The 22,483-nt window shown below is 65.4% G+C and carries 27 protein-coding genes; 14 read left to right on the top strand and 13 right to left on the bottom strand.

Going from position 1 to position 22,483, the window contains the following annotated elements; all coding sequences use genetic code 11:
• Positions 1–28: 28 nt before the first annotated feature.
• From ACQ5BL_RS16515 to pilT, 3 genes are all read right to left on the bottom strand, one after another.
• The gene (locus ACQ5BL_RS16515; protein WP_207887073.1) at positions 29–433 is read right to left on the bottom strand and encodes an NINE protein; all 405 of its coding nucleotides are present in this window, start codon (positions 431–433) and stop codon (positions 29–31) included.
• Positions 434–525: 92 nt separating this feature from the next.
• The gene (locus tag ACQ5BL_RS16520; protein ID WP_243808005.1) at positions 526–1,671 is read right to left on the bottom strand and encodes a PilT/PilU family type 4a pilus ATPase; all 1,146 of its coding nucleotides are present in this window, start codon (positions 1,669–1,671) and stop codon (positions 526–528) included.
• 105 nt (positions 1,672–1,776) lie between these two features.
• A complete protein-coding gene (gene pilT, locus ACQ5BL_RS16525) occupies positions 1,777–2,811 on the bottom strand; it encodes a type IV pilus twitching motility protein PilT (protein ID WP_207887075.1) in 1,035 nt (344 codons plus the stop codon).
• A gap of 73 nt (positions 2,812–2,884) precedes the next feature.
• Between pilT and ACQ5BL_RS16530 the strand changes: the two genes are divergently transcribed.
• The 13 genes from ACQ5BL_RS16530 (at position 2,885) to ACQ5BL_RS16590 (ending at position 12,711) form a co-directional block, all read left to right on the top strand.
• Positions 2,885–3,574, top strand: a complete 690-nt coding sequence (locus ACQ5BL_RS16530) for a YggS family pyridoxal phosphate-dependent enzyme (RefSeq protein WP_207887076.1) — start codon at positions 2,885–2,887, stop codon at positions 3,572–3,574.
• Between the two features lie 17 nt (positions 3,575–3,591).
• The gene (gene proC / locus ACQ5BL_RS16535; RefSeq protein WP_243808006.1) at positions 3,592–4,425 is read left to right on the top strand and encodes a pyrroline-5-carboxylate reductase; all 834 of its coding nucleotides are present in this window, start codon (positions 3,592–3,594) and stop codon (positions 4,423–4,425) included.
• A 13-nt stretch (positions 4,426–4,438) separates the two neighbouring features.
• Positions 4,439–5,032 (top strand): YggT family protein, encoded by a 594-nt coding sequence (locus ACQ5BL_RS16540; RefSeq protein ID WP_152219487.1) that lies wholly within the window; start codon positions 4,439–4,441, stop codon positions 5,030–5,032.
• A gap of 5 nt (positions 5,033–5,037) precedes the next feature.
• Positions 5,038–5,328 (top strand): DUF167 domain-containing protein, encoded by a 291-nt coding sequence (locus ACQ5BL_RS16545; RefSeq protein ID WP_243808008.1) that lies wholly within the window; start codon positions 5,038–5,040, stop codon positions 5,326–5,328.
• 116 nt (positions 5,329–5,444) lie between these two features.
• Positions 5,445–7,412 (top strand): dynamin family protein, encoded by a 1,968-nt coding sequence (locus ACQ5BL_RS16550; protein ID WP_430293191.1) that lies wholly within the window; start codon positions 5,445–5,447, stop codon positions 7,410–7,412.
• 77 nt (positions 7,413–7,489) lie between these two features.
• Positions 7,490–8,629: a homoserine O-succinyltransferase MetX gene (metX, locus tag ACQ5BL_RS16555; RefSeq protein ID WP_243808013.1), complete on the top strand. Its 1,140-nt coding sequence runs from the start codon at positions 7,490–7,492 to the stop codon at positions 8,627–8,629.
• Between the two features lie 11 nt (positions 8,630–8,640).
• On the top strand, positions 8,641–9,261 hold the full coding sequence (gene metW / locus ACQ5BL_RS16560) for a methionine biosynthesis protein MetW (protein ID WP_152219478.1): 621 nt from the start codon (positions 8,641–8,643) through the stop codon (positions 9,259–9,261).
• A gap of 20 nt (positions 9,262–9,281) precedes the next feature.
• Positions 9,282–9,704, top strand: a complete 423-nt coding sequence (locus ACQ5BL_RS16565) for a DUF4426 domain-containing protein (protein WP_207887081.1) — start codon at positions 9,282–9,284, stop codon at positions 9,702–9,704.
• Complete coding sequence (gene rdgB / locus ACQ5BL_RS16570) at positions 9,701–10,294, top strand: RdgB/HAM1 family non-canonical purine NTP pyrophosphatase (protein ID WP_243808015.1); 594 nt, start codon at positions 9,701–9,703, stop codon at positions 10,292–10,294. The genes ACQ5BL_RS16565 and rdgB overlap by 4 nt, the downstream gene beginning before the upstream one ends.
• A 42-nt stretch (positions 10,295–10,336) precedes the next feature.
• The gene (locus tag ACQ5BL_RS16575; protein ID WP_243808017.1) at positions 10,337–10,837 is read left to right on the top strand and encodes a DUF3916 domain-containing protein; all 501 of its coding nucleotides are present in this window, start codon (positions 10,337–10,339) and stop codon (positions 10,835–10,837) included.
• 27 nt (positions 10,838–10,864) lie between these two features.
• A complete protein-coding gene (gene hemW, locus ACQ5BL_RS16580; protein ID WP_243808019.1) occupies positions 10,865–12,019 on the top strand; it encodes a radical SAM family heme chaperone HemW in 1,155 nt (384 codons plus the stop codon).
• A 71-nt stretch (positions 12,020–12,090) separates the two neighbouring features.
• Positions 12,091–12,414 carry a DUF3392 domain-containing protein gene (locus ACQ5BL_RS16585; protein WP_207887084.1) on the top strand — a complete coding sequence of 108 codons (324 nt, stop codon included), beginning with the start codon at positions 12,091–12,093 and terminating at the stop codon, positions 12,412–12,414.
• A 42-nt stretch (positions 12,415–12,456) separates the two neighbouring features.
• On the top strand, positions 12,457–12,711 hold the full coding sequence (locus ACQ5BL_RS16590) for a hypothetical protein (RefSeq protein WP_207887085.1): 255 nt from the start codon (positions 12,457–12,459) through the stop codon (positions 12,709–12,711).
• 181 nt (positions 12,712–12,892) lie between these two features.
• Here the strand turns inward: ACQ5BL_RS16590 and ACQ5BL_RS16595 are convergent, their stop codons facing one another.
• The 5 genes from ACQ5BL_RS16595 to ACQ5BL_RS16615 form a co-directional block, all read right to left on the bottom strand.
• A complete protein-coding gene (locus ACQ5BL_RS16595; RefSeq protein WP_243808022.1) occupies positions 12,893–14,239 on the bottom strand; it encodes a DUF1329 domain-containing protein in 1,347 nt (448 codons plus the stop codon).
• Positions 14,240–14,406: 167 nt separating this feature from the next.
• Positions 14,407–15,078: a tRNA (guanosine(46)-N7)-methyltransferase TrmB gene (gene trmB, locus ACQ5BL_RS16600; RefSeq protein ID WP_243434773.1), complete on the bottom strand. Its 672-nt coding sequence runs from the start codon at positions 15,076–15,078 to the stop codon at positions 14,407–14,409.
• Between the two features lie 133 nt (positions 15,079–15,211).
• Positions 15,212–16,018 carry a thiazole synthase gene (locus tag ACQ5BL_RS16605; protein ID WP_207887088.1) on the bottom strand — a complete coding sequence of 269 codons (807 nt, stop codon included), beginning with the start codon at positions 16,016–16,018 and terminating at the stop codon, positions 15,212–15,214.
• A 60-nt stretch (positions 16,019–16,078) separates the two neighbouring features.
• Positions 16,079–16,279, bottom strand: a complete 201-nt coding sequence (gene thiS / locus ACQ5BL_RS16610) for a sulfur carrier protein ThiS (RefSeq protein WP_207887089.1) — start codon at positions 16,277–16,279, stop codon at positions 16,079–16,081.
• Positions 16,280–16,378: 99 nt separating this feature from the next.
• Positions 16,379–16,747 carry a DUF423 domain-containing protein gene (locus tag ACQ5BL_RS16615; RefSeq protein ID WP_207887090.1) on the bottom strand — a complete coding sequence of 123 codons (369 nt, stop codon included), beginning with the start codon at positions 16,745–16,747 and terminating at the stop codon, positions 16,379–16,381.
• A gap of 32 nt (positions 16,748–16,779) precedes the next feature.
• On the opposite strand from ACQ5BL_RS16615, the gene mtgA reads away from it, so the two are divergent.
• Positions 16,780–17,502, top strand: a complete 723-nt coding sequence (gene mtgA / locus ACQ5BL_RS16620; protein WP_243808024.1) for a monofunctional biosynthetic peptidoglycan transglycosylase — start codon at positions 16,780–16,782, stop codon at positions 17,500–17,502.
• Between the two features lie 10 nt (positions 17,503–17,512).
• Here mtgA and ACQ5BL_RS16625 read toward each other — a convergent pair whose 3' ends face one another.
• The 5 genes from ACQ5BL_RS16625 to ftsY all read right to left on the bottom strand — a co-directional run bounded on the left by ACQ5BL_RS16625 (position 17,513) and on the right by ftsY (position 22,322).
• Complete coding sequence (locus tag ACQ5BL_RS16625) at positions 17,513–18,127, bottom strand: hypothetical protein (protein WP_207887092.1); 615 nt, start codon at positions 18,125–18,127, stop codon at positions 17,513–17,515.
• A gap of 79 nt (positions 18,128–18,206) precedes the next feature.
• A complete protein-coding gene (rpoH, locus tag ACQ5BL_RS16630) occupies positions 18,207–19,061 on the bottom strand; it encodes an RNA polymerase sigma factor RpoH (RefSeq protein WP_207887093.1) in 855 nt (284 codons plus the stop codon).
• A gap of 110 nt (positions 19,062–19,171) precedes the next feature.
• A complete protein-coding gene (gene ftsX, locus ACQ5BL_RS16635; RefSeq protein ID WP_207887094.1) occupies positions 19,172–20,182 on the bottom strand; it encodes a permease-like cell division protein FtsX in 1,011 nt (336 codons plus the stop codon).
• On the bottom strand, positions 20,182–20,853 hold the full coding sequence (gene ftsE / locus ACQ5BL_RS16640) for a cell division ATP-binding protein FtsE (protein ID WP_207887095.1): 672 nt from the start codon (positions 20,851–20,853) through the stop codon (positions 20,182–20,184). Before ftsE ends, ftsX begins: the two co-directional genes overlap by 1 nt.
• Positions 20,850–22,322 carry a signal recognition particle-docking protein FtsY gene (gene ftsY, locus ACQ5BL_RS16645; protein WP_243808025.1) on the bottom strand — a complete coding sequence of 491 codons (1,473 nt, stop codon included), beginning with the start codon at positions 22,320–22,322 and terminating at the stop codon, positions 20,850–20,852. The genes ftsE and ftsY overlap by 4 nt, the downstream gene beginning before the upstream one ends.
• Between the last annotated feature and the right edge of the window lie 161 nt (positions 22,323–22,483).

Consider the following 22,483-nt stretch of genomic DNA (forward strand, 5'->3'; position numbering starts at 1 on the left):
GTCCGCTCCTACGGGGAGTGAGCGGGTATCAGATCCGCTGCGGCCCGTTGCGCTCGGAAATCTGGCTGTTCAGCGTCCAGAAGTCATAGAGCACGCCGATGAAGAACAGCCCACCGGTGAACAGGTAGAGGATGCCGGTGAGCCACTTGCCCATGTACATGCGGTGCACGCCGAACACGCCGAGGAAGGTCAGCAGGATCCAGGCGACGTTGTAGTCCACGCCGCCGGCGCGATAGCGCCGGTCCGCCGCATCGTCCATGGAGGGGATGAGGAACAGGTCGATGATCCAGCCGATGAAGAACAGGCCGAGGGTGAAGAACCAGATCGTGCCGGTGATCGGCCGGCCATAGTAGAAGCGGTGCGAGCCGGTGAAGCCGAAGATCCACAGCAGGTAGCCGATGACCTTGCTGTGGGTATCAGGGTTGGCAGACATGCCTTTCTCCCGTGTCATTGCGATGCACCCAGAATAAACGAAAAGCCCGCGCTAGGCGGGCTCCTCGGACGCTATCTGTTTGGAAAGCAGGATCAGCGTAAACGACGATTGGGATCGTCGTCGCTCATCTCCAGGGTGAGCCCCTGGGTCATGCTGGACAGGTGGTCGGCGTCGGTTTCCGAGCCCAGCTTGATCATCAGGCGCAGGTCGTTGGCCGAGTCGGCGTAGGCCAGCGCGTCTTCGTAGGTGATCTCGCCCTGGCTGTAGAGCTGGTACAGCGCCTGGTCGAAGGTCTGCATGCCCTGCTCGGTGGAGCGCTTCATCAGCGGCTTGAGCTCGTGCACCTCGCCCTTGCGGATCAGATCGGCGGCCAGCGGGGTGTTCAGCAGCACTTCGATCACCGCGCGACGGCCCTTGCCGTCCGGGGTCGGCACCAGTTGCTGGGCGACGATGGCCTTGAGGTTCAGCGACAGGTCCATCCACACCTGGTCATGCCGGTCGGCCGGGAAGAAGTGAATGATCCGGTCCAGCGCCTGGTTGGCGTTGTTGGCGTGCAGGGTCGCCAGGCACAGGTGGCCGGTTTCGGCGAAGGCCACGGCGTGGTCCATGGTCTCGCGCGAGCGCACCTCGCCGATCATGATCACGTCCGGCGCCTGGCGCAGGGTGTTCTTCAGGGCCACTTCGAAGGAGTCGGTATCCAGGCCCACCTCGCGCTGGGTGACGATGCAGCCCTGGTGCTGGTGGATGAATTCGATCGGGTCTTCGATGGAGATGATATGGCCGGTGGAGTTCTTGTTGCGGTAGCCGATCATCGCCGCCAGCGAGGTGGACTTACCGGTACCGGTGGCACCGACGAAGATCACCAGGCCGCGCTTGGTCATCGCCAGCTTCTTGAGGACTTCCGGCAGCTTGAGGTCTTCGAAGGTCGGGATGTTGGTCTCGATGCGGCGCAGCACCATGCCCACCAGGTTGCGCTGGTAGAAGGCGCTGACGCGGAAGCGGCCGACGCCACGGGCGCTGATGGCGAAGTTGCACTCGTGGTTCTCGGCGAACTCGCGGCGCTGCTGCTCGTTCATTACCGACAGCACGGTCTCGCGGGTCTGCTCCGGCGACAGCGCGGTCTTGGTCACCGGCAGCACCTTGCCGTTGACCTTCATCGAAGGCGGCACGCCCGCCGTGATGAACAGGTCGGAGGCACCCTTTTCCACCATGAGGCGCAACAGCTTCTCGAATTCCATGATCTTTCTCGCCAGGTTCACGCTGAGTACGACAGGGCTGTCGGATCACGAAGCGGGTGCGTGTGGCGCGCTCCGTGCGCCGGGCCGGGATGCGGCCCGGTGGAGTTAGAAGTTCTCTGGAATCTTGGCTTTTTCCTTCGCCGCCTCGCGGGTCACCAGGCCCTTGGCGACCAATCCCTTCAGGCACATATCCAGGGTCTGCATGCCGATCGCGCCGCCGGTCTGGATCGCCGAATACATCTGCGCGACCTTGTCCTCGCGGATAAGGTTACGGATGGCCGGGGTGCCGATCATGATCTCGTGGGCCGCGACACGGCCGCCGCCGATCTTCTTCAGCAGGGTCTGGGAAATCACCGACTGCAGGGATTCGGAGAGCATGGAGCGAACCATGGACTTTTCCTCAGCGGGGAATACGTCGACGATACGGTCGATGGTCTTGGCCGCGGAGGTGGTGTGCAGGGTGCCGAACACCAGGTGGCCGGTTTCCGCGGCGGTCAGCGCCAGGCGGATGGTCTCCAGGTCGCGCATCTCGCCCACCAGGATGATGTCCGGGTCCTCACGCAGGGCCGAGCGCAGCGCCTCGTTGAAGCCGAGGGTGTCGCGGTGCACCTCGCGCTGGTTGACCAGGCACTTCTTCGACTCGTGGACGAATTCGATCGGGTCTTCGACGGTGAGGATGTGGCTGTACTTGGTGTTGTTCAGGTAATCGAGCATCGCCGCCAGCGAGGTGGACTTGCCCGAACCGGTCGGGCCGGTCACCAGCACCAGGCCGCGCGGCACGTCCGAAATACGCTTGAACACTTCTCCCATGCCCAGGTCCTCCATCGTGAGTACCTTGGAGGGAATGGTCCGGAACACGGCGCCGGCGCCACGGTTCTGGTTGAAGGCGTTGACACGGAAACGGGCGACCCCGGGGACTTCGAAGGAGAAGTCGGTCTCCAGGAATTCTTCGTAATCCTTGCGCTGCTTGTCGTTCATGATGTCGTAGATCAGCGCATGGACCTGCTTGTGCTCCAGAGGCGGCAGGTTGATCCGGCGAACATCGCCGTCGACGCGGATCATCGGCGGCAGACCGGCCGAGAGGTGCAGGTCCGAAGCGCCCTGCTTGGCGCTGAAGGCGAGCAACTCGGTAATATCCATGGGACTCCCCAATCAAGAGCAAGCAGGTAGAATGCCGCAGAACTCGCAGCAGCCGGGCGGAAAAGCGACGGTAATGTCCACGATAGCAGAGAATATTGCAAAGGTTCGCGCACGCATCCGTGAGGCGGCGCAAGCTTGCGGGCGCGACCCGGAGACGGTGCGCCTGCTGGCGGTCAGCAAGACCAAACCGGCGGCCGATATTCGCGAAGCCTTCGCCTGCGGATTGGCCGATTTCGGCGAGAACTACCTGCAGGAAGCGCTGGCCAAGCAGACGGAACTGGCCGACCTGGCGCTGACCTGGCATTTCATCGGCCCGATCCAGTCCAACAAGACCCGGCCGATCGCCGAGCATTTCCACTGGGTGCACTCGGTGGACCGCCTGAAGATCGCCCAGCGCCTGTCCGAACAGCGCCCGGCGCACCTGCCGCCACTGAACGTGCTGCTGCAGGTGAACGTCAGTGGCGAGGACAGCAAGTCCGGCTGCTCCCCCGAGGAGCTGCCCGCCCTCGCCCAGGCGGTGGCGCAGTTGCCCAACCTGACGCTGCGCGGCCTGATGGCGATTCCCGAACCCACTGACGATGTTGCCGCACAGCACGCCGCATTCGCCCGCCTGCGCGAGGCAATGCACGCCCTGAACCTCGGCCTGGACAGCCTGTCCATGGGCATGAGCCACGATCTCGAAGCCGCCATCGACGAAGGCGCCACCTGGGTGCGGATCGGTACCGCCCTGTTCGGCGCCCGCGACTACGGCGCTTCCCACTGAATAAAGGAAGAGACTCCATGAGCAGCACCCGCATTGCCTTCATCGGCGCCGGCAACATGGCCGCCAGTCTCATCGGTGGCCTGCGCGCCAAGGGCGTCGAAGCCAGCCACATCCGCGCCAGCGATCCGGGCGCCGAGCAACGCGCGAAGATCGCCGCCGAGCACGGCATCGAGGTCGTTGCCGACAACGCCAGCGCCGTGGCCGGCGCCGACGTGGTGGTCCTGGCGGTCAAGCCGCAGGTCATGAAGGACGTCTGCCAGGCCCTGGCCCCGGCGCTTTCGGGCAACGCCCTGATCGTCTCCATCGCCGCCGGCATCCCCTGCGCCAGCCTCGAGCGCTGGCTGGGTGCGGTGAACGGCCAGGCGCGCGCCATCGTCCGCTGCATGCCCAACACCCCGGCCCTGGTCGGCCTGGGCGCCAGCGGCCTGTACGCCAACGCCCGCGTCAGCAGCGCCCAGCGCGAGCAGGCCGAAAAGTTGCTGAGCGCGGTCGGCATCGCCCTGTGGCTGGACGCCGAGAAGCAGATCGACGCGGTCACCGCCGTTTCCGGCAGCGGCCCCGCCTACTTCTTCCTTCTCATGGAAGCCATGACCGCCGCCGGCGAGAAGCTCGGCCTGTCCCGCGAGGTCGCCGGCCAGCTGGCCCGCCAGACCGCCCTGGGCGCCGCGCAGATGGCGACCACCAGCAATGTCGACCCGGCCGAACTGCGCCGCCGCGTGACCTCGCCCAACGGCACCACCGAAGCCGCCATCAAGACTTTCCAGGCCAACGGTTTCGAAGCGCTGGTAGAGAAGGCGGTAGGCGCCGCCGACCACCGCTCCGCCGAGCTGGCCGAACAACTGGGTCAATGACAAGGAGCCCTCAATGACCGGTCTTTCCACCGCTGCCATCTACGTCATCCAGACCCTGGGCAGCCTGTACCTGCTGATCGTCCTGCTGCGCTTCATCCTGCAACTGGTGCGCGCCGACTTCTACAACCCGCTCAGCCAGTTCATCGTGCGCGCCACCAAGCCGCTGCTGAACCCGCTGCGACGCGTGATCCCCGGCTTCGGCGGCGTCGACTTCGCCTCGCTGGTGCTGGCCATCCTGGTCCAACTGGTGCTGATGATCGTCACCCTGACCCTGATGGGCTACGGCGTGGGCGGCTACATCCTGCAACTGCTGGTGTGGTCGGTGATCGCGGTGACCTCGCTGTTCCTCAAGGTGTTCTTCTTCGCCCTGATCATCAGCGTGATCCTCTCCTGGGTCGCTCCGGGCAGCTACAACCCCGGCGCCCAGTTGGTGAACCAGATCTGCGAGCCCTTCCTGGCGCCGTTCCGCAAGCTGCTGCCGAACCTCGGCGGCCTGGATATTTCGCCGATCTTCGCCTTCATTGCGCTGAAACTGATCGACATGCTGGTGATCGGCAACCTCGCCGCCATGACCGGGATGCCGCAGATCCTCAGCCCCTTCATGTAATCGGCATGCCGTTCTATCACTGGGACGGCGAGGACCTGATCCTCGACTGCCACCTGCAACCCAAGGCGAGCCGTGACGAGTTCGCCGGGTTGCACGGTGAGCGCCTGAAAATCCGCCTCACCGCGCCGCCGGTGGAGGGCAAGGCCAACGCCCACCTGCTGGCGTTCCTCGGCAAGGCCTTCGGCGTTCCCAAGAGCCAGGTGCAACTGGTCAGCGGCGAGCTGAACCGGCAGAAGCGCGTGCGCATTCCAAAGCCGGCGAAACTGCCGGAAGAATTGGGGATTACCGCTCGGTAGCCTTGGCCGACCTTACGTTCGATATTGTGATGAAGGCCAATTGACGCTATTGCGCGTCATCGCATAATCCACGGTATTCATCCCCGCGCAGGACGCGCCAGCCCAAGGACCGCCTGATGAGCATGGAGCGTCTCAGTCAGCAGATCGATGCCTACGTTACCTGGAAGCGGGAACTGGTCCGGGAGATCACCCGTTATCGCAGTTTGCTGGAGCGTAGCCGGCTGAACACGCCGGAAATAGAAAGTCGCCTTGACCGCACCTTGCGCCTGCTGCGCGTGGACCACATCACCCTGGCCTTCGTCGGCGAGTATTCGCGCGGCAAGACCGAGCTGATCAACAGCCTGTTCTTCGCCGGCTACGGCCGGCGCATGCTGCCGTCCCAGGCCGGGCGTACCACCATGTGCCCCACCGAGCTGTTCTTCGACCCACGCTCGGAGCGACCCTACATCCGCCTGTTGCCGATCGAGACCCGCGTGGCCGACGCCAGCGTTGCGCAGTTCAAGCGCATCCCGCGGCACTGGGTGAACATTCCGCTGGACACCTCCGACCCGGCCAACATGGCCCTGGCCTTTGCTCAGGTCGCCAAGACCAAGCCGCTGCCGGTGGAACAGGCGATCCAGCTGGGCTTCCACCCAGACCTGCTGGAAGCCACCGACAAGCCCGGCATCGTGCTGGTGCCGGCCTGGCGCCACGCGCTGGTCAACTTCAACCACCCGCTGCTGCGCCAGGGCCTGCGCATTCTCGATACCCCCGGCCTGAACGCTCTGGGCAGCGAGCCCGAACTCACGCTGTCGATGCTGCCCGCCGCCCAGTCGATCCTCTTCCTGCTGGCCGTGGACACGGGCGTCACCGCCTCCGACATGGCGATCTGGCAGAACCACATCCGCCAGCTGGGCGAGGACAACCACACCACGCTCTACGCGGTGCTGAACAAGATCGACGTGCTGTGGGACGACCTGGCCGGCGAGAGCTTCGTGCAGAACGCCATCCGCCAGGTCCAGGACACCACCGCACGCCAGCTGGGCATCGCCCGCCATGACGTGCTGCCGCTGTCGGCCAAGCAGGCGCTGCTGGCCAAGGTCCGCGGCGACCGCGAACTGCTCGCCCGCAGCCAGCTGGAAGGCCTGGAGGACCTGCTCTGCGAGCGGATCGTCACGCAGAAGGAGCGCCTGCTCGAAGACGCCGTGGTCGGCCAGGTGCTGGCGCTGGTGAACAACACCCAGCACACCCTGCGCGTACGCCTGGAGAAGGTGAAGGAGCAGCACGCGCTGCTCGACAGCCAGCAGCATGACAGCGGCCAGCTGCTGTTCGAGCTGACCGCCAGGACCAAGGAAGATCACAGCCTGCATCACAAGCGCCTGCTCAACCTGAAGACCAACCAGCGCCTGCTGCGCCACCAGGGCGAGCAGCTGTGCGAAGCGGTGCGCGCCGAGCGCCTGGAACAGCACCTGAAGAAGGTCCATGAAAAGCTGCGCGGCAGCTGGACCACCGTGGGCATCAACCAGGCCATCCTGCAGTTTTTCCGCACCGTGCAGGGTGACCTCAATGGCCTGCACCACGAGGCGCAGGCGACCAACCGCATGGTCGAGGTCATCTACCACCGGCACAACCAGGAAAACCCGCTCAATGCCCTGCAGGCACCGCAGTTCCGGGTCGACCGCTACCTGCGCGAACTGGTCCAGCTGGAGGAAAAGGCCGACCGCTTCCGCCTGCACCTGAAGACCCTGCTCACCGAACAGCGCACCCTCACCCGGCGCTTCTTCGCCACCGTGGCCCAGGAAGTCATCGGCCTGCACCAGCGCCTGCGCGAAGAGGCCGAACAGTGGGCCTCCGATGCCCTGATGCCGCTGATGCAGTACAGCCTGGAGCACAAGCAGCTGCTGGAAACCCACATGCTGCGGCTGAAGTCTCTCGCCCAGGAAACCCAGCAGGCACGCCATCGCTCGCTGCTGCTGGGGCGCTATACCGATGAGCTGGAAAAGCAGCTCGCCGAGGCCTGCGACATCCACCGCCAGCTGCGTCGTCCCTCGCCGCTGCACCGCCAGGCCAAGGTCGTCACCCTCCCCGGCTCGCAACGCGCCTGAACCCCGCCCCGCAGCGCTTGCCGCTGGGGGCGGGGCTCTTTAGACTGGCTGTCCTTTTTTATCCTTGAGCTGGGTCGATGCCTACAGTCTTCCCCGAAGATTCCGTCGGTCTGGTCTCCCCCCAGACACTGCAGTTCGACGAGCCGCTGCCCCTGGCCTGCGGCAAGACGCTGCCCGAATACCAGCTGGTGATCGAGACCTACGGCGAGCTGAACGCCACGGCGAGCAACGCCGTGCTGATCTGTCACGCGCTGTCCGGCCATCACCACGCCGCCGGCTACCACAGCATCGATGATCGCAAGCCGGGCTGGTGGGACAGCTGCATCGGCCCCGGCAAGCCCATCGACACCCGCAAGTTCTTCGTCGTTTCGCTGAACAACCTGGGCGGCTGCAACGGCTCCACCGGACCGACCCACCTCAATCCCGCCACCGGCAAGGCCTATGGCGCGGATTTCCCGGTGGTCACCGTGGAAGACTGGGTCCACAGCCAGGCGCGCCTGGCCGATCGTCTGGGCATCCAGCAGTGGGCGGCGGTGATCGGCGGCAGCCTGGGCGGCATGCAGGCCCTGCAATGGACCATCAGCTATCCCGAGCGCGTGCGCCACTGTCTGTGCATCGCCAGCGCCCCCAAGCTGTCGGCGCAGAACATCGCCTTCAACGAAGTGGCACGCCAGGCGATCCTCTCGGACCCCGAATTCTTCGGCGGCCACTTCCAGGAACATGACGTGATTCCCCGCCGCGGCCTGAGCCTGGCGCGGATGGTGGGGCACATCACCTACCTCTCCGATGACGCCATGGGCGCCAAGTTCGGCCGCGACCTGAAGTCGGAGAAGCTCAACTACGACCTGCACAGCGTCGAGTTCCAGGTGGAAAGCTATCTGCGTTACCAGGGCGAGGAATTCTCCACCCGCTTCGATGCCAACACCTACCTGCTGATGACCAAGGCGCTGGACTACTTCGATCCGGCCGCGGCCCACGGCGGCGACCTGGCGCGGACCCTCGCCGGGGTGAAGGCGGACTTCTGCCTGATGTCCTTCACCACCGACTGGCGCTTCTCCCCGGCGCGCTCGCGGGAGATCGTCGACGCCCTGCTGGCGGCGAAGAAGAACGTCAGCTATCTGGAAATCGATGCGCCGCAAGGCCACGACGCCTTCCTGATACCGATTCCACGCTACCTGCAAGCCTTTGGCGGTTACATGAACCGCATCAGCGTATAAGAAGGAACAGCATGCGCGCCGACCTGGACATCATCCAAGACTGGATCCCCGCCGGCAGCCGGGTACTCGACCTGGGCTGCGGCGACGGCGAACTGCTCGCCTGGCTGCGCGACCACAAGCAGGTCAGCGGCTACGGCCTGGAGATCGACGCCGAAAAGATCGCCAAATGCATCGAACGCGGCGTCAACGTCATCGAGCAGGACCTCGACAAGGGCCTGGGCAACTTCGCCAGCAACAGCTTCGACGTGGTGGTGATGACCCAGTCGCTGCAGGCCCTGCGCTACCCGGACAAGGTGCTCGCGGAAATGCTGCGGGTCGGCAAGACCTGCATCATCACCTTCCCCAACTTCGGCCACTGGCGCTGCCGCTGGTACCTCGCGCGCAACGGTCGCATGCCGGTGTCGGACTTCCTTCCGTACACTTGGTACAACACGCCGAACATCCACTTCTGCACCTTCCGCGACTTCGAGGCCCTGTGCCGGCAGTTGCAGGTGAAGGTTCTCGACCATCTGGCGGTGGACCGCGAGCACCAGCATGGCTGGGCCTCGCGAATCTGGCCTAATCTGTTGGGTGAGATCGGTATCTATCGGGTCAGTGGCCCTGGCGTGCAGGACCATCGCATCGCCATCTGATCGACCCCAGGAGAACTAACATGCGCCGCCTGCTTACCTTCATTGCCTGCCTGGTCCTCGCCCTGCCTGCCTTCGCCGAACAGGTGAAGCGCCTGGGCGACCTGCAAGTGCATTACAGCGTGTTCAACTCCAGCTTCCTCCAGCCCAAGGTCGCACAGGCCGTGGGCGTGGTACGCAGCAAAGCCCAGGGCGTGGTCAACATCGTGCCGCTGGACGCCAGCGGCAAGCCGGCCAACGCCACCGTCGCAGGTTCCGCGAAGAACCTGATGGGCCAGGAAATCCCCCTGACCTTCAAGCGCGTGGTCGAGGAAGGCGCCGTCTACAACCTGGCGCAATTCCCCATCGAAGGCCGCGAAACCCTGACCTTCACCATCCAGGTCCAGTCCGGAGGCGGAGCGCCGCAAAGCTTCGACTTCATGCAGGAAATCTTCCCCGACGAATGATCAAGCTCGAACAACTGGTGCTGGCCAGTCACAACGCCGGCAAACTCAAGGAACTCCAGGCCATGCTCGGCGCCCACGTGAAGGTGCGCTCGATCGGCGAGTTCAGCGATGTGGAGCCGGAGGAAACCGGCCTGTCCTTCGTCGAGAACGCCATCCTCAAGGCCCGTAACGCCGCGCGTATCTCCGGCCTGCCGGCGCTGGCCGACGACTCGGGCCTGGCGGTGGACTTCCTCGGCGGCGCACCGGGCATCTATTCCGCGCGCTACGCCGACGGCAAGGGCGATGCGGCGAACAACGCCAAGCTGCTGGACGCCCTGAAGGACGTGCCGGACGAACAGCGCGGCGCCCAGTTCGTCAGCGTGCTGGCCCTGGTCCGCCATGCCGACGACCCGCTGCCGATCCTCTGCGAAGGCCTCTGGCACGGCAGCATCCTGCGCGAGGCCCGCGGTGAGCATGGCTTCGGCTACGACCCGCTGTTCTGGGTGCCGGAAGCCGGGTGCTCCAGCGCCGAACTGCCGCCCGAGCAGAAGAACCAGCTCAGCCACCGCGCCCGCGCGATGGCCCTGCTGAAGCAGCGGCTGGGGCTCTGATTGGGACGGCGCCTCCTGTTCAGCGAAAAGAAACTTCGCGGAGTGAAGCGCCGACTGCGCGCCCTTAAGAAGTGGGCTGATAGCTTTCAGAACTGTTTCCCTACCGACGTACCACTGACCGAGCGTTATTGGAACTGGAAGATTCCGGTCCAGATCAGCCTTGTCCAAGGCCGCTACACGACGCCGGAAATCCAGGCGCAGTGCGCGCAATTTCTGATAGATGCCTGCCAGCACTTGATGCAGAGCAAACCCGAATTCGCCAAGGATTGGCGGGTAACCGCTGTGATATGCCTGCCGGACTTCTTCACCAGCGAAGTCTGCATCTACAAGGACGAAGGCTACTTCGCGAGTCACACGCGAGAAGCGGAAGGCCCAGCTGGCAAAAGCCGCCATCTGACATCCAGCCTCGCTGAAGAATGGCAGCTTCGGCTGGACCCAGGCAGTTCCGAGCTTGGCGTCCATATCGATTGCGCCGACCCTGACCAGCCTGACGGACGCTTCATCTGCCAACGCTGGTACTTTGGCGAAGTTATGCCACGATAGTCCCCCCAACGACTCAAGCCTGTCACTGTGCCCAACGATTCTGCCTTTCAGCTCCCCCCACTGTCTGCATACGTGCACATCCCCTGGTGCGTGCGCAAATGCCCCTATTGCGACTTCAACTCCCACGCCGCCGGGCCGGAGCTGCCGGAAGACGCCTACGTCGAGGCGCTGCTGGCTGACCTGGCCGCCGACGGCGCGCATGTCCACGGCCGCAAGCTGACCTCGATCTTCTTCGGCGGCGGCACCCCCAGCCTGTTCTCGGCCAACGCATTGGGCCGCATCCTCGAAGGCCTGGAGCGCCAGGTCGGTTTCGAGCGCGATATCGAAATCACCCTGGAAGCCAACCCCGGCACCTTCGAGCAGGCCAAGTTCGCCGATTACCGCGAGCTCGGCATCAACCGCCTGTCCATCGGCGTGCAGAGCTTCCAGGCCGCCAAGCTCAAGGCGCTCGGCCGCATCCACGACGGCGACGAAGCCGTGCGTGCCGCCGACATGGCCCGCCGCGCCGGCTTCGACAACTTCAACCTGGACCTGATGCACGGCCTGCCGGAGCAGAGCGTCGCCGACGCACTCTCCGACCTGGAGCAAGCCATCGCCCTGGCGCCAACGCACCTGTCCTGGTACCAACTGACCATGGAGCCCAACACGGTGTTCTGGAGCCAGCCGCCGGAGCTGCCCGAGGACGACCAGCTGTGGGAAATCCAGGAAGCCGGGCAAGCCCTGCTCGCGCAAGCGGGCTACCTGCAGTACGAAACCTCCGCCTACGCCCGTGACGGCAAGCGCGCGCGGCACAACCTGAACTACTGGACCTTCGGCGACTTCCTCGGCATCGGTGCCGGCGCCCACGCCAAGCTGAGCACGCCGGAAGGCCGTATCCTGCGCACCTGGAAGACCCGTCTGCCGAAGGACTACCTGAACCCGGAAAAACCCTTCCAGGCCGGCGAGCGCGACCTGGAAGCGGACGACCTGCCCTTCGAGTTCATGATGAACGCCCTGCGCCTGACCGATGGCGTCCCCGCGGCGACCTTCACCGAGCGCACCGGCCTGCCGCTGGCCGCCATCGACGAAGCCTGCCGGCAAGCACGCAGGGACGGCCTGCTGGTCGACGACCCGCAGCGCCTGGCGCCCACCGAGCGCGGCCAGTTGTTCCTCAACGACCTGCTGCAGCGCTTCCTTCCCTGAGAACCGACGGGCGACGCTGCCGGCGCCGCCCGTGTACACTCCCCGGCGACTCTCGATCCCAAGGAGCCCCAATGGACTTCGCGCTCGACCTGATTGCCAACGTCTCCCGCTGGTGCCGCGGCCACCTGTCCGACATCGCCCTGGCGATCATGGCCACCGTGCTGGTGCTGTTCGGCCCGGCGATCAACGCCTGGATACAGCAACGCATCGGCAGCCTGAACTTCGTCTTCCGCACCCTGCTGTTCGTGCTGATCTGCGCCGTGGGCTACGGCCTGGCGATGGTATTCGTCACCCCGTGGCTGGCCAAGGGGCTGGGCTACTTCAACAACTACACCCTGGCGCCGATCCTGCTGCTAGTGTTCTTCGTGATTGGCATGATCGCCGACCGCAGCTGACCTGCGTGCCTCCGGCGGTCAGCCACCACCACCGGAGGAACCATGAAGCCGATCAAGCACCTCTACCTGCACTTCGTCGACGGACAGCGCCTGGCGCTGCGCTTCCCGCAACAGAGTGAAGACCCTGCCGAAGTGGCTCGCGGCATTCGCAAGCAGATGGAGTCGCCCGCGATTGCCATCGAAGTGGACGGCGACCTGCTGATCATTCCCCGCACCAGCATCAAGTACCTGCAGATCAGCCCGGCGCCGATGCGCATGCCGGAGACTACGGTGCTGGGGGCGGAGTTGATCGAGTAACGCGCGGCGGATCGGCCGTCCTTCGGACGGCATCGCGGACAGAGTCCGCTCCTACGGGGCAGTGCTTTTCGTAGGAGCGAGCTTGCTCGCGAACCGCCGGATAGCACATTCGCGAGCACAGGCTCCTCCACCCACACCGTCCAGATGCACAAAGGCCGCCCCGCGGCGGCCTTCGTTTGTCTCAGTTCCCCTCGCGGCGCAGCGCCTGCGGCGTGAAGTCGCGCGGCCCCAGCGAGGCGTTGAAGTCGTACATCGGCTCGTTGTTGTCCAGGCCGTCGACGAAGTAGCGCGCGCCCTCCAGGTCGTACAGCGCTTCCAGGGTGCTCAGCACCATGGGCACGTCGTAGTAGTTGATCGGGTGCACTTCCTGGGCACGGATCAGCTTGCCGTCCTGGTTGTAGATGTCGCTGGCGAGGATCTGCCAGCTGTCTTCATCCAGGTAGAAACGGCGCTTGGCGAACGGATGGCTCATGCCCTTGCGCAGGGTCGCCTCGACCACCCAGACGCGGTGCGGCTCGTAGCGCAGCAGTTCGGGATTGAGGGTCTTGGTGCGCAGGATGTCGGCGTAGGGAATGCCCTTCTGGTGCACCGCGTAGCTGTTGTAGGGCACCAGCATCTCGCGCTTGCCCAGCAGCTGCCACTCGTAATGGTCCGGTGCACCGTTGTAGACGTCCACAGTGTCGGCGGTAGCCAGGCCATTGGTGTCCGGCTGCAGGCTGTCGTAGGCCAGGCTAGGCAGACGGCGCACGCGGCGCTCGCCACGACTGAAGCGCCAGGCCTTGCGGATCGACAGCACCTGGTCGAGGGTTTCCTGCACCACCAGCGCGGAGCCGGCCAGCTTGGCCGGGGCGACCACCTCGTACTTGTAGTAGAACAGGGTGTTGTTCAGGTCCTGCGGAGTCATGCCCTCGCGGCCATAGTTGAAGTACACGTAGCGGTCGAGCTTGAGCAGGTTGTAGCTGCCGTTGGCAAGCACGGCGGCCTGGTTGGTGACCATGTGAATCTGCTCGCCGCGGTAACGCATGATGTGGTTCCAGATCGCCTCCAGGCCGTTCTTCGGAATCGGGAACGGCACACCGGCGGCGGCGCCCTGCACGCCGTTACCGTCGGCGATCAGCTCGGCATTCTCGGCATTGAAGCGGGTGGCGTCGTAGATGCGCTGGGGCAGCGCGGCGCTGCGGCGGCTGGGGAACACGCGCAGGTAGTAGTCCGGGTTCTCCTGCAGCAGCGCCTGGGTGCCCGGGGTGAGCAGGGCCTGGTACTGCGCCAGGTTCTTGCTGTCGACCCTGTACTGCACGGCATCGCCGGCATAGGGGTCGGGATGATGGGCGCCGGGCTGATAGCCCGCCGGCGGCGTGGTGATGCCACCCGTCCAGGCCGGAATGGCGCCACCGGCGTTGCCGGCCTTCTCCGCCCCCATCGGCGTCAGGTCACGGCCCAGGCGTGCCGCTTCGGCGGCGTCGACCTTTGCCTGCGTCGGCAGGGCCCACACCCCTGCCACCAGCAGTACGGCAAGTTTCTTCAACACAGCAGACTCCTTTGCGACGGACTTCAGTCCGTCACTCTTATTTTTTATTGGCGGCGGATGCCGCTCTTGTTCAGGAGGTGAGGTGTGGCCGTCCCGGCCGCCGGGTGGTCCCGGTCTGCTTGTGTGTTCGTCCATGAAAAAGGCCTGCGGTGCAGGCCTTGGGTGAATCAGTCGACGCGCTCGAACTTGAGGTCCCAGACGCCATGGCCGAGGCGCTCGCCGCGCCGTTCGAACTTGGTCACCGGGCGCTCTTCAGGGCGCGGCACGTAGGTATTATCCGCCGAAAGGTTGCGGTAGCCGGGTGCGGCATTCATCACTTCCAGCATGTGCTCGGCGTATTGCTCCCAGTCGGTGGCCATGTGCAGCACACCGCCAACCTTCAGCTTCTGCCGTACCAGCTCGGCCCAGGCCGGCTGCACGATGCGGCGCTTGTGGTGGCGGGACTTGTGCCACGGATCGGGGAAGAACAGCAGCACGCGGTCGAGGCTGGCGTCGGCCACGCAGTCGCGCAGCACTTCCAGGGCATCGCAGCTGTAGACGCGGATGTTGCTGAGGTTGTCGGTCAGCATGCCGTTGAGCAGCGCGCCGACACCCGGACGGTGTACCTCCACGCCGATGAAGTCCTGGTCCGGCGCGGCGGCGGCCATCTCCAGGGTAGCGTGGCCCATGCCGAAGCCGATCTCGAAGGTGCGCGGCGCCTTGCGCCCGAAGACCTGGTCGAAGTCCCGCAGGCCGTCGGCCAGTTCCAGGCCGTACTTCGGCCAGCCCTGCTCGAGGCCGCGCTGCTGGCCCTCGGTCATGCGCCCGGCGCGCATCACGAAGCTCTTGATGGTGCGCATCGGCCGGTTTTCGGCATCGGGCTGGTTTTCGGGCTGATTCTCGGGAATGTCACTCATGACTCGGACCTTGCGGATAAATGCACACGCGGGCCGGCTACCCGAGGCAGACCGGCCCGCGTTGAGGTGGAAATACTTAGTTGATGAGACCGGTCATCGGCGACGACGCGCTCGCATACAGCTTGCGCGGCATGCGGCCGGCCAGGTACGCCAGGCGGCCGGCGACGATGGCGTGCTTCATGGCCTCGGCCATCATCACCGGGTTCTGCGCGTGGGCGATGGCGGTGTTCATCAGCACGGCCTCGCAGCCCAGCTCCATGGCGATGGTGGCGTCGGAGGCGGTGCCCACGCCGGCATCCACCAGCACCGGAACGCTGGCTTCTTCGAGGATGATGCGCAGGTTGTACGGGTTGCAGATGCCCAGGCCCGAGCCGATCAGGCCGGCCAGCGGCATCACCGCGATGCAGCCGATCTCGGCCAACTGGCGGGCGATGATCGGGTCGTCGCTGGTGTACACCATGACGTCGAAGCCGTCCTTGACCAGCACTTCGGCGGCCTTGAGGGTCTCGACGACGTTGGGGAAGAGGGTCTTCTGGTCGGCCAGGACTTCCAGCTTGACCAGGTTGTGGCCATCCAGCAGCTCGCGGGCCAGGCGGCAGGTGCGCACGGCTTCGACCGCGTCGTAGCAGCCGGCGGTGTTCGGCAGGATGGTGTAGCGATCCGGCGGGATCACATCCAGCAGGTTGGGCTCGCCCGGGTTCTGGCCGATGTTGGTGCGGCGCACGGCAACGGTGACGATCTCGGCGCCCGAGGCCTCGATGGCCACGCGGGTCTCTTCGAGGTCCTTGTACTTGCCGGTACCGACCAGCAGGCGCGAATTGTAGGTGCGGCCCGCCAGGGTGAAGGGCTTGTCGACCGGCAGGGTGGAGGAAGCTTGGCTCATCGGATCACTCCTCAGGAATTGGGAAAGCTTTGCGGGGCCTGAAAGATGTAGCGGCGGGCTCTAGCCGCCGCCGATGGCATGCACCACTTCCACCTGGTCGCCTTCGCTCAGGGCGGTGGCGGCGTGCTGGCTACGCGGCACGATGTCCAGATTGAGTTCGACCGCGACACGCTTGCCGGTGAGGTCGAGACGCTCGAGCAGGTTGGCGACGGTCTGGCCGTCGGGCAGCTCGAAAGATTCGCCGTTCAACTGAATACGCATGGTCGGGACGGTCATTGCTGGAGGGGTCGGCATTCTAGCCCGATCACGCCCGATGACCAAGGCATCGGGCGCCGCAGGCCGGCTTTTCTGACGTCCGGGTCAGCCCAGGCGAGCGGCCGTAGCGAACAGCAGGGCCCAGCCGATGAGGAAGAACAGGCCGCCGATCGGAGTGACGATGCCCACGCTCAGCCCCGCCAGGGTCAATAGGTAGAGGCTGCCGGAAAACAGCAGGATACCGACGGCGAAGGCCCAGCCCGCCCATTTCACCAGCGCACCGCCGACCTGCACCGAGAGCAGCGCCACGCCCAGCAGGGCCAGGGCATGCAGCATCTGGTAGTGCACGCCGGTCTGGAACACCGCCAGATACTCCGGTGTGAGACGGTTCTTGAGGCCGTGGGCGGCAAAGGCGCCGAGGGCCACGCCGGTGAAACCGAAAAAGGCGGCGAGCATGAGGAAGATGCGCAGCATGCGAAAGCTCCAGGCAGATGAGTGCCGCTATAATGGCCCGCTCATCCGCCCCGGCAAAGTCTCGAATGCCAAAGCTGCTCCGCCGCCTGTTCAAGTTCGCGCTCTGGTTCGTTGCCGGCAGCGTGGCGCTGGTCATCGTCCTGCGCTGGGTGCCGCCGCCGGGCACCATGGTCATGGTCGAGCGCAAGATCGAATCCTGGTTCGACGGGCAGCCGATCGATCTGCAGCGCAGCTGGCGCTCCTGGGACGAGCTGCCCGAGAGCCTGAAGATCGCGGTGATCGCCGGCGAGGACCAGAAATTCGCCGAACACCACGGCTTCGACCTGCCGGCGATCCAGCAGGCGCTGGCTCACAACGAGCACGGCGGCAGCGTGCGCGGCGCCAGCACCATCAGCCAGCAGGTGGCGAAGAACGTCTTCCTCTGGTCCGGTCGCAGCTGGGTTCGCAAGGGCTTCGAGGCCTGGTTCACCCTGCTGATCGAGACCTTCTGGCCCAAGCAGCGGATTCTCGAGGTCTACCTGAACAGCGTGGAGTGGGGCTCCGGGGTATTCGGCGCCCAGGCTGCCGCGCAGCACCACTTCGGCGTCGATGCCAAGCGCCTGTCACAGCAGCAGGCCAGTCTGCTCGCCGCCGTGCTGCCCAACCCGCGCAAGTGGAGCGCCAGCCGTCCCGGCGCCTATGTGCGCCAGCGCGCCGCCTGGATCCGCCAGCAGATGTGGCAACTGGGCGGCGGCGACTACCTCGATCGCCTGTAATCCCTGAGCTTCAGTGCGGCCGGGTCTTCACGAAGGTGTTGCGCGGCACGATGCGCAGCCATTGCAGCAAACCATCCTTGTGCAGCAGCGTCAGCCCTCGCTCGGGGTAGACCCAGGCCTCCCCTCCTTCAGTCTGCAGGCGCAGCCGCGGATCACCCAGGCTGACCGCCAGACGGCCTACGGCCAGCTCTTCCTGGGGCGCCAGCGCCAACTCGGCCACCGGCTTGCTTGCCAACTGCCCCATCAGCTCGGCGCTCAACGGCTGGTCCTTGCTGCCCGCCTGCATGCCGGTGGCCTTGGCCAGGCTGGCGTGTTCGTCCGCGCTCAACCCCAGCTCCGCCTCGACGTGCCAGAGCCCTTCATCGGTATGCAACTGACCGCGGTAATGCAGCTGCGGCCCGTCCTGGCTGGCAGTCAGCCAGAGCTCGCCCGGCAGTTGCGCCTGCAGGTCGCTCAGGCTCAGGCGGTCATCGGCCAGCGGCTCGAACACCTTCTCCTTCCAGTCGCCAAACCATTGCGGCGGTTTGGGCGGCGCCGAGGTGCGGGCAATCCAGGAGCCCAGGGCGAACGCCAGCGCGGCGATGACGAGAAAGAACAGCCCATAGGCGGGGCGAAGGCGCGGCATGGAGCTCTCCGGTTGCACGGGCAGAAAAAAACCGCACCAGGGTGCGGTTCTCGGACTCGCCGGGGCGCGTCGAAGCCGGTCAGGCTTCGATGCGACCCTTGAGTTTGTTCATCGCGTTCTTTTCCAGCTGACGGATACGCTCGGCGGACACGTTGTACTTGGCCGCCAGGTCGTGCAGCGTCGCCTTCTCCTCGGCCAGCCAGCGCTGGTAGAGGATGTCGCGGCTGCGCTCGTCCAGGCCTTCCAGCGCCTCGTGCAGGCTGGCGGTGGAGCTGTCGCTCCAGTCCGCTTCCTCCAGCTGGCGCGCCGGGTCGTAGCGATGGTCTTCCAGGTAATGCGCCGGAGACTGGTAGGCACTTTCGTCGTCGGCGTCGGCCGCCGGGTCGAAGGCCATGTCCTGCCCGGTGAGACGGCTTTCCATCTCGCGGACTTCGCGGGCCTCGACGCCCAGGCTTTCGGCGACGCTGTTCACTTCGTCGTTGCTCAGCCAGGCCAGACGCTTCTTCTGGCTGCGCAGGTTGAAGAACAGCTTGCGCTGCGCCTTGGTGGTCGCGACTTTCACGATCCGCCAGTTGCGCAGGATGAACTCATGGATTTCCGCCTTGATCCAATGGACGGCGAACGACACCAGGCGCACACCCATTTCCGGGTTGAAGCGCTTCACGGCCTTCATAAGGCCGACGTTGCCTTCCTGGATCAGATCGGCCTGAGCCAGGCCGTACCCGGAATAACTCCGGGCGATGTGCACGACGAAGCGCAGGTGCGCCAGAACCATTTGCCGTGCCGCTTCCAGATCTTGCTGATAGAAGAGGCGTTCAGCCAGTTCGCGCTCCTGCTCCGGCGACAACAGCGGAATGCTGTTCACCGAGTGCACATAGGATTCCAGGTTTGCACCGGGAACCAGGGCATAAACAGGTTGCAGAGAAGTGGTCATGCGAATCCTCCGATTCACGAAACTCGCGCAGTGTAGCACTGCGAAATCTGACTGCAAGCGGGTGTAAAAGTTCCTTTACACCCGCTTGACCCCCTTAAATTCAGGGGGTTTCAGCGCGGCGCCAGCTCCCGCAGGTGGCGCGCCACGGCCAGCCAGGCGCCGATCCAGCCCAGCAGCACGGCACCGACGGTGAGCGACAGGCCATCATCCACCGGCACCCCGGCGAGGCCGAAGTCGCTGCCGTAGAGCCCGGCCAGATTGACCACCGCGCCGTTCAGCCAGTCCAGGCCGAAGGCCAGCAGCGCCCAGGACAGGATGCCCGCACCCAGGCCATACAGCGCGCCCATATAAAGGAAGGGGCGGCGCACGTAACCGTCCGTCCCGCCAACCAGCTTGATCACCTCGATTTCGTTACGGCGATTTTCAATGTGCAGGCGGATGGTGTTGCCGATGACCAGCAGCAGGGTCAGCACCAGCAGGATGGTCAGGCCGAAGACGAAGCGGTCGCCCAGCTTGAGGATTGCCGACAGCCGCTCGACCCAGACCAGGTCCAGCTGCGCCTGTTGTACACCCGGCAGTTCGGCGAGCCGTTGACGCAAGGCATCCAGCTGGGCCTTGTCGATCTGCTTGGGCGTCACCGAGATCACCGCCGGCAGCGGGTTGTCGGGCAGTTCCTTGAGCGCCTCGCCCAGGCCGGACTGCTCCTGCAGTTCTTTCAGCGCATCGTCACGGCTGATCAGCTGCGCCTCGATCACATCGGGCATTTTCTCGATCTGTTCGCGCAGGTCCTGCCCCTGGCTGTCAGTGGCCTTCAGGTCGAGGAACAACGAAATCTGCGCGGCGCGCTGCCAGGAGCCGCCGAGGCGCTCGACGTTGTGCAGCAGCAGCGACAGGCCCATGGGCAGGCTGAGGGTGATGCCCATCACCAGGCAGGTGAAGAAGCTGCCGAAGGGGTGGCTGAACAGGCGGTGCAGGCTGTCGGCGAGGCTCGCGCGGTGGTTTTCTACATAGGCGGCCAGCGAGGCGCTCTGGTCCTGGTTCTCGTGCTCGTCCGGGCGCTCGCGGGTGTTGCGCTGCGGCGTGCCCTCTTCCGGGCCGTGGGGCAGGTCGTTGGCGCTCATCAGGCGGTCTCCTCGCGGTCGGCGATGATGCGGCCGCGCTGCAGGGTGATCATCCGGTGACGCATCCGCGCGATCAGCGCCAGGTCGTGGCTGGCGATCAGCACGGTGGTGCCGAGACGATTGATGTCTTCGAACACGGACATGATTTCCGAGGCCAGGCGCGGGTCCAGGTTACCGGTGGGTTCGTCGGCGAGCAGCAGGGCCGGACGGTGCACCACCGCGCGGGCGATCCCGACGCGCTGCTGCTGGCCGGTGGAGAGGTCGGACGGCAGGTCGTCGGCCTTCTCCTTGAGGTTCACCCGCTCCAGCGCCTCTTCCACGCGGCGCGCGATCTCGGGCTTGGGCAACCCGAGGATCTGCATCGGCAGGGCGACGTTGTCGAACACGCTGCGGTCGTTGAGCAGTTGGTGGTTCTGGAACACCACGCCGATCTGCCGGCGCAGGAAGGGAATCTGCGCGGTGGAGATGCGCGACACGTCCTGCCCGCCGAGCAGCAGCTTGCCGGAAGTGGGTCGCTCCATCGCCAGGATCAGGCGCAGCAGGGTGCTCTTGCCCGCGCCGGAGTGGCCGGTGACGAACATGATCTCGCCGCGCGGCACGCGGAACGAAATCTCGTGCAGGCCGACATGGCCGTTGGGATAGCGTTTGCCTACCTGCTCGAAACGGATCATGCGATCTCCCGGGTCTCGAAGAGTGCGCGGACGAAAGCTTCGGCCTCGAAGGTTCGAAGATCGTCGATCCCCTCGCCGACACCGATGTAACGGATCGGCAGGCCGAACTGCTTGGCCAGGGCGAAGATCACCCCGCCCTTGGCGGTGCCGTCCAGTTTGGTCAGGGCCAGGCCGGTGAGTTCAACGGCGTTGTTGAACTGCTTGGCCTGGTTGATGGCGTTCTGCCCGGTACCGGCGTCCAGCACCAGCAGGACTTCGTGGGGAGCCGTCTCGTCCAGCTTGCCGATCACGCGGCGCACCTTCTTCAGCTCCTCCATCAGGTTGTCCTTGGTGTGCAGGCGACCGGCGGTATCGGCGATCAGCACATCGATGCCACGGGCCTTGGCGGCCTGCACGGCATCGAAGATCACCGAGGCGGAATCCGCGCCGGTGTGCTGGGCGATCACCGCGATGTTGTTGCGCTCGCCCCACACCTGCAGCTGCTCGACGGCGGCGGCGCGGAAGGTGTCGCCGGCGGCCAGCATGACTTTCTTGCCGTCCAGCTGCAGCTTCTTCGCCAGCTTGCCGATGGTGGTGGTCTTGCCGACGCCGTTCACGCCGACGACCAGGATCACGTAGGGCTGCTTGCCGGACTCGATGGCCAGCGGCTGCTCCACGGGGCGCAGCAGGCCGGTCAGCTCTTCCTGCAGGGCCTTGTACAGCGCCTCGCTGTCGGCCAGTTCCTTGCGCGCCACGCGCTTGGTCAGGTTCTGCACGATGGTGGTGGTGGCCTCGACGCCGACGTCGGCGGTCAGCAGGCGGGTTTCCAGTTCGTCCAGCAGGTCGTCGTCGATGGCCTTCTTGCCCAGGAACAGGCTTGCCATGCCCTCGCCGATGCTGGCGCTGGTCTTCGACAGGCCCTGCTTGAGGCGGGCGAAGAAGCCGAGCTTGGCCGGTTCGGCAGCAGCAGGCGTGGCTTGCGGCTCGGGCTGTGCTGCGGGAGCGGGTTGCTCTTCAGGCTGGGCGACAGCGACGGGAGCCTCGGGCGTGGGGTGCGGCTCCGGCTGGGCAACCACGACAGGCGCCACGGGCGCGGGCTGTACCGGCGCGGCGACCGGAGCCGGCGGCGGTTCGACGGGCTGTACGGTTTGCACGGGCTCGGCGACTGGCTGCGGCGCTTCGGCAACGACCGGCGGTTGCGGTTCGGGCTGCTTTACCGGCTCGACGGGAACGCTGGCGGGCACCACGTCGAGCACCGGCTCCGGGGTCGGCTCCGGGATTGGCTCGACACGCGGGGCTGCCGGCTCGACCTGGGCGACCGGGGCCTGCTCGGGTGTGGGAATCGGTTCGGCGGCGACAGGCTGTTCAACCTGCGGCTCGGCTTGCGCGGCGGGTTGCTCCTCGGCCTGCGGCTTCTTGCGCCACCAGCTGAACAGACCCTTCTTTTCCCCGGCTGGCGGGGCCTTCTTGTCGTCGTTGGAACCAAACATGTAGGGATCGAATCTCTAGGGGACGCCACGGATACAGGCAGCAAAAAAGCCTCGAAACAGCTTTGAGAAGCCCTGAACATGGCCGCCCGGAAAACGGATGGGTATCCTAGCATCTCCTCGCCCGCCGGGGTTAAGAGGCTGGTCGCCAGCCTGCATAGACC

It is taken from the genome of Pseudomonas sp. B1-22 (assembly GCF_050474425.1).
In the GTDB taxonomy this organism is placed as follows: Bacteria; Pseudomonadota; Gammaproteobacteria; order Pseudomonadales; family Pseudomonadaceae; genus Pseudomonas.